General features: G+C 47.2%; 10 protein-coding genes. 6 read left to right on the top strand and 4 right to left on the bottom strand.

Annotated features, from left to right (window positions below):
- The first annotated feature begins 12 nt into the window (after nucleotides 1-12).
- Together H6F52_RS07545 and H6F52_RS07540 are read left to right on the top strand one after the other, a co-directional pair.
- Nucleotides 13-1086 carry a PstS family phosphate ABC transporter substrate-binding protein gene (locus tag H6F52_RS07545; protein WP_190533307.1) on the top strand — a complete coding sequence of 358 codons (1074 nt, stop codon included), beginning with the start codon at nucleotides 13-15 and terminating at the stop codon, nucleotides 1084-1086.
- A 100-nt stretch (nucleotides 1087-1186) separates the two neighbouring features.
- Nucleotides 1187-2602, top strand: a complete 1416-nt coding sequence (locus tag H6F52_RS07540) for an ABC transporter substrate-binding protein (protein WP_190533304.1) — start codon at nucleotides 1187-1189, stop codon at nucleotides 2600-2602.
- Between the two features lie 64 nt (nucleotides 2603-2666).
- Here the strand turns inward: H6F52_RS07540 and H6F52_RS07535 are convergent, their stop codons facing one another.
- The gene (locus H6F52_RS07535) at nucleotides 2667-3365 is read right to left on the bottom strand and encodes a Crp/Fnr family transcriptional regulator (protein WP_190413159.1); all 699 of its coding nucleotides are present in this window, start codon (nucleotides 3363-3365) and stop codon (nucleotides 2667-2669) included.
- Between the two features lie 170 nt (nucleotides 3366-3535).
- On the opposite strand from H6F52_RS07535, the gene H6F52_RS07530 reads away from it, so the two are divergent.
- Complete coding sequence (locus tag H6F52_RS07530) at nucleotides 3536-4477, top strand: hypothetical protein (RefSeq protein WP_206754027.1); 942 nt, start codon at nucleotides 3536-3538, stop codon at nucleotides 4475-4477.
- A gap of 157 nt (nucleotides 4478-4634) precedes the next feature.
- Here H6F52_RS07530 and H6F52_RS07525 read toward each other — a convergent pair whose 3' ends face one another.
- Nucleotides 4635-5513 carry a Cof-type HAD-IIB family hydrolase gene (locus H6F52_RS07525; RefSeq protein ID WP_190533298.1) on the bottom strand — a complete coding sequence of 293 codons (879 nt, stop codon included), beginning with the start codon at nucleotides 5511-5513 and terminating at the stop codon, nucleotides 4635-4637.
- Nucleotides 5514-5599: 86 nt separating this feature from the next.
- On the opposite strand from H6F52_RS07525, the gene H6F52_RS07520 reads away from it, so the two are divergent.
- Nucleotides 5600-6571 carry a cation transporter gene (locus H6F52_RS07520; protein ID WP_190413165.1) on the top strand — a complete coding sequence of 324 codons (972 nt, stop codon included), beginning with the start codon at nucleotides 5600-5602 and terminating at the stop codon, nucleotides 6569-6571.
- A 250-nt stretch (nucleotides 6572-6821) separates the two neighbouring features.
- Here H6F52_RS07520 and smpB read toward each other — a convergent pair whose 3' ends face one another.
- Together smpB and H6F52_RS07510 are read right to left on the bottom strand one after the other, a co-directional pair.
- Nucleotides 6822-7289 carry an SsrA-binding protein SmpB gene (gene smpB, locus H6F52_RS07515; RefSeq protein WP_190413167.1) on the bottom strand — a complete coding sequence of 156 codons (468 nt, stop codon included), beginning with the start codon at nucleotides 7287-7289 and terminating at the stop codon, nucleotides 6822-6824.
- A 75-nt stretch (nucleotides 7290-7364) separates the two neighbouring features.
- Nucleotides 7365-9245 carry a serine/threonine-protein kinase gene (locus H6F52_RS07510; protein WP_190533294.1) on the bottom strand — a complete coding sequence of 627 codons (1881 nt, stop codon included), beginning with the start codon at nucleotides 9243-9245 and terminating at the stop codon, nucleotides 7365-7367.
- 429 nt (nucleotides 9246-9674) lie between these two features.
- Here H6F52_RS07510 and H6F52_RS07505 point away from each other — a divergent pair, with 429 nt between their 5' ends.
- Entirely contained in the window at nucleotides 9675-10229 is a 555-nt protein-coding gene (locus H6F52_RS07505; RefSeq protein WP_190533291.1) for a hypothetical protein, read from the top strand.
- A 307-nt stretch (nucleotides 10230-10536) separates the two neighbouring features.
- Complete coding sequence (locus H6F52_RS07500) at nucleotides 10537-12705, top strand: serine/threonine-protein kinase (protein ID WP_190533288.1); 2169 nt, start codon at nucleotides 10537-10539, stop codon at nucleotides 12703-12705.
- The last annotated feature ends 130 nt before the right edge of the window (nucleotides 12706-12835 follow it).

The raw sequence follows: 12835 nt of genomic DNA, 5'->3' as shown, positions 1-12835 counted from the left end.
TGAGTAACCATCATGTCCCAAAAAAACGAAACCACGGTTCTCGTCTTAGCCCTCCTGCTCACTGCTGCTTTATTAGGCGCTGGCTTTTGGTGGTTTACCAAGCGGTCTGGTGTTGACCTCGGTCGTTTAAACCAAACCACCAACCCCAGTGATTCTGCTGCCAACGATCGGGAAAATCAGCCCAATCGCTCAACACCCTCCACCGGCGAAGGCTTTCCCCAAGTGCAGAACGTTCCTACTGGGCTGTTTAGCTACGGTGGCAGCACCTCTTGGGCACCGATTCGACTCGCAGTAGACTCGCGGATGCAAGCGGCGCGACCTGAGTTTCGGCTGCGCTATGTTGAGCCAAATACCGGCCCTGCTAGCTCTGGCGCTGGCATCAGAATGTTACTAGACGGGAAAATAGACTTCGCCCAATCCTCCCGACCGATTCTGACGAGCGAGTATAACCAGGCACAGCAGCGAGGGTTCGGGCTTAAAGAGATTGCGATCGCAATTGATGGATTGGCAGTCGCGGTTAACCCAAACCTGAATATCCCAGGTTTGACCTTAGAGCAGTTGAAATCTATCTATACGGGCAAGATTACTAATTGGCAAGAATTAGGCGGCCCGGATATCCCAATTAAACCCTATTCTCGTTCCCCAAATGCTGGAGGAACGGTGGAACTATTTGTGGAAGAAGTCTTGAACGGTCAACCTTTTAGTGCCAATGTTGAATTTGTCTCTACCACGACTCAAGCACTGCAAAAACTTGGTGGTAGCCCTGGAGGAATTTACTTTGCTTCTGCGCCTGAAGTGGTTCCACAATGTAGTATCAAGCCTTTGCCAGTTGGGCGGAGAGCGGGTGAATTTGTAACGCCTTACCAAGAGCCTTTTGTGCCGCTGCAAACGTGCCCTAGTCAACGCAATCAGCTGAATATTCAGGCTTTTCAAACGGGTCAATATCCCCTGACTCGGAAGCTATTTGTGATTGTTAAACAGAATGGTCAGAGAGAACAGCAAGCGGGTGAAGCTTATGCAAATTTGTTGCAGATAGAACAAGGACAGCAACTGATTTCTGAGGCTGGATTTGTTAGGCTGCGCTAATTACTCTCGTTTCAAACGTGATTTAAACTAAATATTTCAACGCGGAAAATAATTTAAATAGACTTATCAATAAGCCCTATTTCTTCCTGCTTAACCATCCATGTCCCATAAAAATGAAACAACGGTTCTTGTTCTGTCCCTATTGATTACGGCAGGTGTTTTGGGGGCTGGTTATTGGTGGTTTAAGAGCAATTCCAGCCCCCCAATTGCTCCGGGAAACCCTGATTCGGTGCAATCAAGTCCAGTTCCTATCGCACCAGGTTCTATCAGCACTCGAATTAGTATAGGGGAAAAATCTTTAGCAACGGCGAATGCTAACTCCGAGAAACAAGCAGGAGTGCAAGCATTTGCAAGCGGGGATTTTGCTAGCGCGATCGCTAACTTCCAATCATCCCTCCAATCGAATCGCAACGATCCAGAAACTTTAATTTATCTCAATAATGCCCGGATCGGCAAGCAAATTAGCTATACCATTGCCGTCTCTGTGCCAATTGGCACGGATGTAAATGGAGCTTTAGAAATGTTGCGGGGCGTCGCTCAAGCTCAAACTGAAATTAATCAAGCTGGGGGAATTAAAGGAATTCCGGTAAAAGTAGCGATCGCGAATGACGATAATAATCCAGAAATTGCCAAACAAATTGCTAGCGCCTTGGTCAATAATCCAGAAGTGTTGGGTGTTATCGGCCCTTATTCGAGCGATGTCACTTTGGCGGCAGGAACTACTTATAACGATGGCAAATTAGTCGTCATTTCCCCGACCAGCACCTCAATTAAACTTTCCGGTTTTAGCCGCTACGTTTTTCGGACGGTTCCCAGTGACTACGTAGCAGCCAGGGCATTATCTGACTATATGCTCAACAAATTGCAACGGAAAAATGCAGCCGTTTTCTTTAATTCCCGGAGTGCTTATAGCCAATCGCTGAAATCGGAATTTGTCGCTGCCGTATCTTTAGGAGGCGGGCAAGTATCGAATGAGTTTGACTTATCCGAACCGGGTTTTAGTGCTGCTAGGAGTATTGAGCTAGCGATCGCTCAAGGTGCCCAGGTGCTAATGTTAGCAGCGAATACCGACACTTTAGACAAAGCCCTGCAAGTCGTGCAGCTAAATCGCAAACGATTAAAGCTCTTGGGGGGAGATGATGTTTACACACCCAAGACTTTGGAAGTGGGCGGTGAGGCAGCAGTTGAGATGGTGCTGGCAGTGCCTTGGCATATCAATGGCGATCCGACTTCTAACTTTCCCCGCCAATCCCGACAACTCTGGGGTGGCGATGTCAGTTGGCGTACCGCTTTGTCTTATGACGCTACCCAGGCTTTGATTGCAGCCTTGCAGCGCAATCCTACCCGAATCGGAGTCCAAAAATCCCTAATTGCATCGGATTTTTCGTCTACTGGGGCATCGGGCATCGTCCGGTTTTTACCGTCAGGCGATCGCAATGCTGCCGTCATTCTCGTCCGCATTCAACCGGGTACCATCTCCGGTACCGGCTACGATTTTGTACCCCTTCGTCCTTAATGAGCTGCTAGCCATGAAAGAGCAATCGTCAGGACAACAAACTGATGGCAATCGGCTCAAAAAGCTAATTATTGTTAACACTCAAAGCAGACGCAGGTAAACAGAGCAAATTATCCCCTTGAGTTCTGATTAATCCTTTTTGACGTAACTTACCCATTAAGCGAGTCACAGTGACACGGGTAGAACCGATGGCACTGCCAATTTGGGCATGAGTCAGGGGAAATGGCAGACAGTAACCGCTATCTTGGGGTTCGCCAAATTCTTCGATTAACAGTGTCAGAAATCCCAACAGCCGATCGATTGTCCGTCGCTGTCCTAGGGTACTCAGCCACAGTAGCTTGCGCTGGTGCTGATACCGGAACGCATCAAATACTTCGCGACGGAAGTGAGGCCAGTTGTCCAGGTCATGCCAGTACATCCAAACTACAGAAGTTTGATCGACGTGGGCATAAGCCTGAAGGGTAAACGGTGACTGGGCAACAATTTCAAACGGTTGTCCTGCACCCACAAAGCCTAAAAAAGCTTCTTCTGGACTCAAACGCAGAACTTTAGCCGCGGAAGAACTGGTGTTAGCGCTAACTTGAGCCGTACCGACTAAGCGGACGGCACCCCGTTGGACTAAATACAAAAGTCCTGGTCTAGCTGGAATTCGCTCATCTTTACTGAAAGTCCGATAACGGTAGTGTTCCTGCGCCCAGTCTAGAATCCGTTGCCAGGTTAAAAACGGTCGTGATACCTCTGATGTGGAGGATGGTGATTGCATAAGTGGCAAGCGATGATCTTTTATAAATTTTACCAAGCTTACAAGGTAGCAAAAAATACTTCCTCACGCGCCTGCTTGAGTTAGATATTATTCTGGGAAAGTTCTAACCTTAGGTAGAGGTCATAAAACTAGACTAGATAAGCGAAATACGCCTTTCAAAGGGAGTGAGTGTGAAGGTGAATTTACCGGCTGTTCATTACCCATCGCTGAAGCAACAGATGCTTATTCAGCTACAAGCAGCTATCGGTTTGTACAGAGAAAGATACCTTCTCGACAAGGACGCGATCGCTTCACATCCGCCAGAGGAAAATACGCCGTTGGCTGAGTTGATGAGCGGTGCCGAAATCCCTCTCCAGCGATTTCAGGAGGGTAAAGGCATCCGATACAGGTCGAGTGTCGCCCTCAAACTTGCGGCTCTCTGGCACCTGCCAGCATTAAAAATTGCAACTGAGCTAGCTGCCTATCTCTGTACTAGCGTCGATGACGCTCAGGGAAAGGTGGGTTTACAAAATTTGACAATTCAAGCGATTCCTCCCGGTTTCATTGATTTCCAACTCACCGATACGGAAATAGCCCGTTGGTTGCAGCTTTTGGTAGTAGGGGTGAGTCAAAGCCAGGGAGTTCCCAATTACCTATTACCAATTCCCGATTACCGGGTACCGATGACTTACCCCCAACCCCTATCAAGTCTTTTAAAAGTACAGTACATCCATGCCCGTTGCTGCTCTTTGCTGCGCTTAGGGCACCGGGAGAAGATAATCCAGCTCAATGACTCGCCTGCGCTGATGCTAGTCTACCCAGAGCCAATTCCTTGGCTGACTGCGGACGGGCAACTCCAGTTGGTTCATCCAGCAGAACGCCACTTGATCGCCCAGTTGTTTGGGTTACTAGATGAACTGGGGGGCATGAATCAACTGAAGTGGGGAAAACGGGCGTTTGATGCGACTCAGGCTTTTGAAACCTTTGAGCGTGAATGTCGCATTTTTGGCGAAGTCAAGACTCAGATGCCTCATCTGGCGCAGGCAAGATTGGGGTTAGTGGGAGTAACTCGTGCAATTTTGAAATTCCTCTTGCAAGACAGGCTGGGCATCTTGGCACCCATCGAACTTTAGTCGTACCACCGCCTACCCCTAGTTAGAAAATTTTGTAAAAAGCACTAGACAAATGGAATGATATGCAATAGTATTGCTCTTGTGTGAGGAGCGAACCAGTGAGGGGACCGAGACGAAACACGGCCAGTCGTCGGTCCTCTTTCTGATCTAAAGGGTTTTAAAGTAGAAACATTTCAATGGCAGCGGCGGCACCATCTTTCTCTACACTAGGAGCCACCCACTGCGCGATCGCTTGCACCTCTGCGGGTGCATCCCCCATCGCAACACCAATCCCAGCGTATTCAAGCATCTCCAAATCATTAAAGTTATCGCCAATCGCCATGACATTAGCGGCGTCTAGCCCTAATATCTCTTCGGCTAAGTAACGCACTGCCGTTCCTTTATTGACGCTAGGGTGGGTTGCTTCAAAGAAAGTCGCAACAGAGGTGGTCAGGTAAAGTTCGGCTGGGGTGTAACGCTTTCGTAACGTTCCGAGCAAATTTTCAATCACGGTTGTATCGTCACAGAGCGCCAAAACTTTCGTCGGTTCAGCGATCGAGAGGGTATTCCGCAGGTCGCCAACAACGATAGGCTGGATGCCGGAGCGTTCTGAGTAAGCTTTGGTTGCCGATGTCAGTTCTCTGACATACAACTGGTCGTTGATGTAGAAGTGGACGGAAAGTAGCGATCGCAATTCCGGTTCCTCAAAGTGTTCCAACAGTTGCAATACCATTGGCTCAGAAACAGGCGAGTGACGCAGAACTTTCTGGCTGATGGGGTCTTGAATCCAAGCACCTTGATAAGCCATCACAGGCAATGTGGAGCCAACATGTTGATGGAAGCGCAAAGCAGAACGATACATCCGACCTGTCGCGATCGCAACGTGAATACCCTTTGCTTGAACGGCACGAATTGCCCGAAGTACAGGTTCTCTGATAGTGTTGGATACACCGGCAATCGTGCCATCAATGTCTAAAACTAATAATCGAATCGCCTTGGCATCTAAACCGGGAGAGTTGACCTCAACTACCTGGTTAGAAAAAGAAGGGTTTGACATGAGTTGTTCGTTGTTCGTTGTTCGTTGCTAGAGTAACCAAACTTCTAAACACTAACAACCAAAAACTAATAACTCCTTAAAAGGCTATGACCGAGGCAAAGAATCGCTATCGCGCCAGTCGTCGGGTTTTATTTGCGACGCTTTGGCTCACCTTGTTCGTTTTATCCGTTAAAGTTTCAGCAGGTTGGACAACGCGATCGCTCAGTCTGCTAGCGGAGTCGCTGCACACCCTGATTACCAGCTTCAGTATCCTGTTGAGTTTGCTCGTCACTGCCGCACCCGACCGTCTAGCAGGGCGCGAAGTGCATGGTCATAGCAAACTGGAAAGCGTGGCAACGCTTCTGCTCGTGGCTTTTTTGGGCTTTGCTTGCTTAAATTTACTGGGAATGTCCGCCCAGCAGCTAGTCGCTGCGACCAGGGTTGTCGATCTCCCGTATCCCACCTCCGTGAGTCTACCCCTAATTCAATTGCTGGGAGTGGTTGTCTCCACAACCCTAGTCCTCGCCCTCATCGGCGTGTACCAAGCCAGAGTTTTAAATAGCCCTGCTGTGCGGTTTAATTCCATTCAGTTGTTTAAGGATGTGGGGCTAACCCTCTTGGTAGTAGCAGGCTTGGTAGGCGTGATGTGGGGAATTTTCTGGCTCGACGTAATGCTGGCAGTTTTCTTGGTTCTTCTAGCCGTGAGAAGTTGTTGGTACGTGGTGAATTGGCAGTTACCGCTAATGGTGCAGCAGACTGCGATCGCTCCCGAAGTTTTGGCGCAAATTGCCCGTCAGGTTGGGGGCGTCACCCACTGTTACCAGATTGAGTCGCGAGGAATTGTCGGGCGTTTGGTGTTGGTGCAGATGCATCTAATTCTGCATCCAGAGTTTATGGGAATTGCTTCTCTGATTGCCGAGCGCATTGAGTTGGCGATTCGAGAGCGCTATGGTCCCATTCAAGCCATTTTCTATATTGATGACGATGTTCGAGAGCTGGAAAACTACAGCTCCGCTAATCCAACTTTAGAAGTGAATGGAATTCGTTATCGACGAGATGAGACACACAGCCAAAATTAACTTTGAGCGACGCTTCTGGCGATCGGAGTAGAACTTCATCCCAATTCCGGCTTGTTGACGCTTCACTTTCAATTTGTCTTTTGTCCCCAATTGAGCGGGGGGCTATTAACGCCGCAGAACTTTTCTTGCCTGAGTATCTTTCCTGAGTATGAGTATCAGATAAGCAGATGCGAATCCAGCACTTTCAACCTAGCTGTCTTTGTCTGTTTCTGATTCCAAACTCACGTCAATTCCCAATTTCCCGATTTCATTAGTAATTTTTCATCGCCCGTTCCATATCGCGCTTATCATCGCGCCGCTTGACGTCTTCGCGCTTGTCGTGCAGCTTTTTACCTTTGCCAAGACCCAAACTAATTTTAATCCAACCCCCCTTCAAATACATTTTCAGAGGGATTAACGTTAAACCTTGCTGTTCCACCTTGCCAATCAGCTTGCGGATTTCCTGGCGGTGCAGCAGCAATTTGCGAGTGCGACGAGGGTCGTGGTTGAAAAATGCGCCGATGCCCTTGTAGGGCGAAATGTGGACGTTCAGCAGCCATATCTCACCATTGCGAATCAGGGCATAGCCATCTCGTAGATTGGCCTGACCCAGACGAATCGATTTAACCTCGGTGCCAGTTAACTCTATTCCCGCCTCATAGGTTTCCAAAATTTCATAGAGGAAACGGGCTTGCCGGTTATCGCTAAGAATTTTTATCCCTTCGTTCTTTTGACTCATTGCAGCCCATCAGTGGAAAACCTTCCCTTAACGTAGCCTTAAAACAGAACCTGTTGCAATAGACTCTGGAGGGAGCTAGGGAATGAGTCTTAGCGTAACTTCTTGGAGGCGGCTACCAGGGTTCATATCTCGATACGTTGCACCGACTTTCCGACTTCTAACATCTTGGCGTTCTGCTGAAATCTGGGAAGCAGATTGAGCTGCTGCTTTTTGAGCTTCCGCCTTTTTTTCGGCTTCAGCTTGGAGGTGCTGCTTTTCGGTATATTCTGCACTCTTGGCTAAAGCTCTGGCGTAGGTAGGGGTGTCTTGGGGAATCTGTTGCAGATAATTTAACGCACCCGCAAAGTCTGTTCTGAATGCTCGTTCGTAGGCTTGTTGTAACAGATAATCAGCTTTGATATGTTGCTTTTGGGTATATTCAGCAATCTTTGTCTGAACTTTTGCCCCAGCAGGCGTTTGTTGGGGAATGAGTTTGAGATAGTTTAGGGCGCTGGTAAAGTCTTTTTCTGCCGCTCGCTCGTAGGCTTTTTTTAATAATTGTTGAGATTCCGCTTCAACTTTGGGTTGAGTTTTCTGAACAAGTGGCGCTATTTTTTCTTGCCAGTAGGAAATTTTAGGAATCTTACGAGCTGCTTCTAGCACATCTAACCACCGGCTTTCTTTAAATGCTTGTTCGGCGGATTGAAATTGAGCAGCAGCAGTATGCCACTCTTGGCTCCACTCGCGTGCGGTGGCTTGAGCTTCTGGATAGATAGAACTTTCTGAGGGAATAGATTGTGCTAGCGCGATCGCGCCTTGGAAATCTCCTGTCTGATATTTGTCCTTCGCTGTAACTAAAATGTTTGATGAAGACTCTGACGGAAAAGCATTCAGCAGAGAATAAAGTCCGCCTGTTATTACTAAACTATTCGCTGCAATCCCGATTCCAAGCCCAGTCAGTATTGGAGAATGTTGAGGTTTGTAAGAGCGAGTATTTCTCTCGCCTTTCCTTGATTTTTGAGTTGGAAATTCTTTAATTGTGGCTTTGTGAGTTTCTTTTTTTTGACGATTAAAAACTGCCTTCTGTACGGGTGGCTGGTTGGTTGTCTCTACTGCTGGCTTCTGGCTTCCGTCTAACGACTGGAGAGCTTGCAGTACCTCCGAAGCTGACTGGTAGCGGCTTTTGAAGTGGTAGCGTACCATCTTGTTCAGGACAGAAACTAAGCGATCGCTCAAGACACTCATTGACCGACTGCTGATAAAAAGGTGCTGCCAGATCAGCTCACCCGTCTCAGGATCTTCTTTTAATTGTGCCGGTTCCACGCCAGCTAAAGCTTGGATGGCAATTACTCCCAAAGCATAGATGTCGCTATTGCGGCGCGGATGTCCGATGAGTTGCTCTGAGGGAATGTAACCTAAGCTACCAACAGCCAAAGTCGTATTACTCTGTGCTAGATCGGGAGCTGAATGCTGTGGCTGCGCTACACAAAAATCTACTAGAAATAACTTGCCATCCTCGGCGCGTCTGACTAAATTGTTCGGTTTCAGGTCGCCATGAATAATGCCGTGACTGTGAACAAATGCCAGAATACGCAGGGCTTCTTGCAGCATTTCAACAACTTGGGTTTCCGTCCAGCGTTTGACGCAGCCTTGGCTTATGGGCAGTTCCGCACTTAGCTGATGTCCCTGAATAAATTCTTGTACTAAATAGAATTCCTGGTTTTCTTCAAAGGAGTCTAATAACTGAGGAATTTGGCTATGGTTGCCAAGTTTTGTCAAGATTTCTGTTTCGTTGAGGAACCGACGCCTTGCAATTTCCAAACTGTTGGGGTCTGAACTTGCAAGACTAAAGTGCTTGACAACGTATTTTGGGTTGCCTACTTGGTGAATGTCTTCGGCAATATAGGTCTGTCCAAAAACTCCAGATACCAGGAGTTGGACAATTTGGTAACGCCCTTTTAGTAATTTCCCGATCATGGAGTAAATTGCCAGCTTTTTATCTAGTGAATTTTAAAAACACATCTAGATAATTTTTTCAGCAACTCACATCTATTTCCGGAAGCCAGTGACACGTACTGTACAGCTAAGCGCAAATCAATGTAAAATCGCGCCCGGATACCAGAAACTCAGTTTCTCAACCACAGAGCTATTTACACTTTTGTTGTGCCTATACGCTCATGCTGAGCGTCGCTACACCGTTTAGAAGCCTACAGTAAAGGAGCGCATTTCTCAACTTGCGCCCCTGTTGTGGGTCAAAAAAATCAAGTCTATTGCTGTGTCAAAAATGTTTTGACAGTGTATAGAGGCTTTCGGGTCGGAAAGCCCCTACTTTTCAGATAAACATTGACAAACTAATCTCCAGACACCGATTTACCGTTCGCTCACTGTAATGGTGGCGTGGGTGGTGTGACTGGTGTAATCGACGGGATTGCCGGTGTTACGCCTGGTGTGACCGGCGGTATTACGGGTATCACGGGCGGAACCCCTGGTAGAGCAGGCGGTGTTATGCCTGGTGTGGTTGGTGTTGCTACGCCTGGTGTGGTTGGTGTGGTGACGCCTGGTGTGGTTGGTGTGGCTACACCTGGTATAGTCGGCGTGGTTACGCCTGGTGCGGTCGGCGGTGTCGGTGTGGTGACGCCTGGTGTGGTTGGTGTGGTGACGCCTGGTGTAGTCGGTGTGGTTACACCTGGTGTAGTTGGCGTAGTTACGCCTGGTGTAGTCGGTGTGGTTACACCTGGTGTAGTTGGCGTAGTTACGCCTGGTGTAGTCGGTGTGGTGACGCCTGGTGTGGTCGGTGTGGTGACGCCTGGTGTGGTCGGTGTGGTGACGCCTGGTGTGGTCGGTGTGCCTGGGGCGTTAGATTGGGCAAGACCTGAGGTGGAGATAGCGACGGGCGCTGAAAAGGCTAGAAGAGTAGCAAAGACAAACTTTCTTATCATTAGGGTAGATGCCTATGGTTAAGTTTTATCAAAAGAGCCTGGTTGCATATTGACAAAAGTATGTTTCAGCTCACCAGCAATCCCCTTGCTATGGGTAGAGTCAATCGCCTACCCTAAGAAAGACGTTTGAGCTGAGAGAGATCGCACTTTGGGGGGGTTGACTGGAAGCTGCGGTGTTTCCAGCGAAGCGATCGCATCAAATCACCTGATGGATTGTTTTCACCTATGTAGGTGGAGTTAGGCAAGTTTTTCTGTGCCAAAATCGATTTCAACGATTGCGCGATTTTTCTGCAAAGACGCTTTCCTAACGCTAACTGCCACGAAACTACATGAACTTAGTTATCGGACAAACACTGGGAGGACACTACCAAATCATTAACTCCTTGGGAGGAGGAGGGTTTGGTCAAACTTATCTTGCCCAAGATATGTATCTTCCTGGCACCCCTCGATGCGTTGTTAAGCTACTCAAGCCTCAAGCAACCGATCCCCAGACTTTGCAAACCGCAAGACGCCTCTTCGAGACGGAAGCAAAAGTTCTGCACCAGTTAGGGAATCACGATCGGATTCCGCGACTTTTTGCTTACTTCGAGGAAAATCAAGAGTTTTATCTAGTTCAAGAATTCATTGAAGGTAGCGACCTTAGCCAGGAACTCCCCACAGGCGGTAGCAGTGGAACCACCCCGCCGCTATCTGAAGATGAAGTAATTTCTCTGTTACAAGAGATTCTGGAAATATTAGAATTTGTCCATCAACAGAATGTTATCCACCGCGATATCAACCCTCGAAATTTAATCAGACGTAAGGAAGATAATAAGTTAGTTTTAATTGATTTTGGTGCAGTTAAGCGAATTAGCACTCAAATAATTAAGGGAGCAAAAACTAGCTTTACGGTTGCCATTGGTACTCCAGGCTACTTACCAAGCGAACAAGCGAACGGAAACCCCAAGTTAAGCAGTGATATCTATGCGGTAGGCATGATAGGAATTCAAGCTCTCACCGGCTTATTTCCTAACGAATTACCAGAAGATTCCAATACGGGTGAAATCATTTGGCGTAACCATTCATCAGTCAGCACCGCTCTCGCAAATGTTTTAGATAAAATGGTGCGTTATGATTTTCGGCAGCGTTACCAATCTGCTGCTGAAGCGTTGCAAGCTCTCAAAGCTTTGAAGATACCGACAGGTGTCACAATGATGGTTGCACCCTCTGTAAAATCACCCGTTCGTCCGACAAGTCAGAAAAAAAGCAAAAAATCGCGTTCCCTTCCTTGGAAAATTTTAATCTCAACGATTGTCCTAGGATTGGGAACGGGCGCAACTATTTTTACGGTTAATATTATTAACTCTTCTAATGCAACTGACTTGTATAACCGAGGCAAAACCTTTTCAGAATTAAATCGCAATGAGGAAGCGCTGAATGCTTATGACAAAGCTCTTAAAATCAGACCGGAATACCTAGAAGCGTGGAATGGTCGCGGTCAAATTCTATTCAATCTGAATAAATATAAAGAGGCGATTGAAGCTTACGACAAAGCCATTCAGATTAGCCCAGAATCCTTTGAAGCTTGGGCGGGTCGCGGCTATGTGCTGGATAAATTGGAGCAATACAAAGAGGCAATTGATTCTTTCGAGAAAGCTTTAACTATTAATCCCAATTCGCCAGAAGTTTGGAATGGTCGCGGCGAAGCAATGACGAATTTACAGCAATATCAAGAAGCAATTGAATCTTTTGATAAGGCGGTGCAATTTAAGCCAGACTACTATCAAGCTTGGTACAGTAGGGGCTGGACGTTGCATAATTTGCAAAAATATGAGGAAGCGATCGCGTCTTATGACAAAGCTGTAGAATCCAAATCCGACTACTCCCAAGCTTGGTACAATCGAGGTAACTCGCTAATGAGCTTGCAACGTTATCAAGACGCGATTGAATCTTATGACAAGGCGGTAAGATTTCAACCGAATCACTACAAAGCTTGGTATAGCCGGGGGAATGCGTTAGTGAATTTGCAGCAATATAAAGATGCAATTGACTCGTATACCCAAGTTACTAAAATTCAGCCAAATTACTCTAAAGGCTGGTATGGGCTTGGTTGGTCGCTGCATCAATTACAACGATACGAAGAAGCGATCGCTTCCTATAACCAAGCCTTAAAATTTAATCGGGGCGATTACCTCATTTGGTACAATCGAGGCAATTTACTTTATAACTTGAAACAATATCAAGAAGCGATCGCGTCTTATAATCGAGCCGTTGCTATCAAGCCAGATCACTACGAAAGCTGGTTCAGTCGGGGAAATGCATTATTTAACGTGAAGCGGTATGAAGAAGCGCTCGCCTCTTATGACAAAGCGATCCGATACAAGTCAGATTACCAGCAAGCCATAGAAGCCAAACAGCGATCGCAAAATCAATTGAAGCAGGAAAAGGAAAAGCTGACTCCCAAATCGGGTGCAGAGTCAGATAAACCAGAAAAGTCAAAGCGTGAGAAAAAGAAATAAGCTGCTGTAGGTTTAAAATACATAGCGATCGCGCCGGTTTGGTGGTGAATAAATTGAAATGCTTTTCTGCCTACCCTACTGATTGCGATCGCTATAATTTTAAAACGCAATGCCAGATGGCAAAAGTTTC

It is taken from the genome of Coleofasciculus sp. FACHB-542 (assembly GCF_014695825.1).
Classification (GTDB): domain Bacteria; phylum Cyanobacteriota; class Cyanobacteriia; order Cyanobacteriales; family FACHB-T130; genus FACHB-T130.
Note: the sequence above shows the minus strand (reverse complement) of the source record. Positions and strands in the feature narration are given on the sequence as shown.

Coding starts and splice junctions, on each gene's coding strand:
- H6F52_RS07545 (WP_190533307.1), top strand. CDS start 13: ATGTCCCAAAAAAACGAAACCACGGTTCTCGTCTTAGCCCTCCTGCTC.
- H6F52_RS07540 (WP_190533304.1), top strand. CDS start 1,187: ATGTCCCATAAAAATGAAACAACGGTTCTTGTTCTGTCCCTATTGATT.
- H6F52_RS07535 (WP_190413159.1), bottom strand. CDS start 3,365: ATGCAATCACCATCCTCCACATCAGAGGTATCACGACCGTTTTTAACC.
- H6F52_RS07525 (WP_190533298.1), bottom strand. CDS start 5,513: ATGTCAAACCCTTCTTTTTCTAACCAGGTAGTTGAGGTCAACTCTCCC.
- H6F52_RS07520 (WP_190413165.1), top strand. CDS start 5,600: ATGACCGAGGCAAAGAATCGCTATCGCGCCAGTCGTCGGGTTTTATTT.
- smpB (WP_190413167.1), bottom strand. CDS start 7,289: ATGAGTCAAAAGAACGAAGGGATAAAAATTCTTAGCGATAACCGGCAA.
- H6F52_RS07510 (WP_190533294.1), bottom strand. CDS start 9,245: ATGATCGGGAAATTACTAAAAGGGCGTTACCAAATTGTCCAACTCCTG.
- H6F52_RS07500 (WP_190533288.1), top strand. CDS start 10,537: ATGAACTTAGTTATCGGACAAACACTGGGAGGACACTACCAAATCATT.